Raw genomic sequence first — 570 nt, forward strand, 5'->3', positions numbered from 1 at the left:
AATAGCATTATTATATTATTTTTGTCCCAGACTGACTTTACTTTACTTATAGAATTTCAATGAACGTATTTGCTAATTATTCGCAAATACACATTTTTAATAAAGTTCAAGTGATTTCTTCCAATTATAAGAAATCATTACAGATATACTCATTACCAATAGTATAATTACAAGTTCTGAAGCCATATAACCATGTGCTAGATGAACTGTAAATAAAGCGCCAAGCATAATTATAATGAAACCAGCAGCAACATAGTTTGCAAATAAACCTATGATCATTAATATGCCCCCGATAAACTCAAATAACCCTAATATAATGCCTAAGAATGCAGGGAAACCTAAATCAGACATCATTGCCATCGGTTCCTTAAATCCACCAAATACTTTTTGAGATCCATGTATTGTAAATGTAATACCTAACATAAGTCTTATTAATAATAAACCAATTCTCATTGTAAGTCGTTCTCCTTATAAATATATTTATTATACGTAATATATTACATATACTACATGATGATAATTAATAGTTCAACCTTTATATCATTAAACCTTCGGTTTGATTTTTTAAGC

1 protein-coding gene is annotated in these 570 nt (G+C 28.2%); it reads right to left on the reverse strand.

Going from position 1 to position 570, the window contains the following annotated elements; all coding sequences use genetic code 11:
* Positions 1 to 96: 96 nt before the first annotated feature.
* Complete coding sequence (locus HMPREF3239_RS02835; RefSeq protein WP_053030989.1) at positions 97 to 453, reverse strand: DoxX family protein; 357 nt, start codon at positions 451 to 453, stop codon at positions 97 to 99.
* Positions 454 to 570 lie beyond the last annotated feature (117 nt).

The sequence above is a fragment of the Staphylococcus sp. HMSC34C02 genome (genome assembly GCF_001838705.1).
GTDB lineage: Bacteria > Bacillota > Bacilli > Staphylococcales > Staphylococcaceae > Staphylococcus > Staphylococcus borealis.

What these genes read in the sequence shown, in the direction of transcription:
- HMPREF3239_RS02835 (WP_053030989.1), bottom strand. Translation starts at nt 453, where the DNA reads ATGAGAATTGGTTTATTATTAATAAGACTTATGTTAGGTATTACATTT.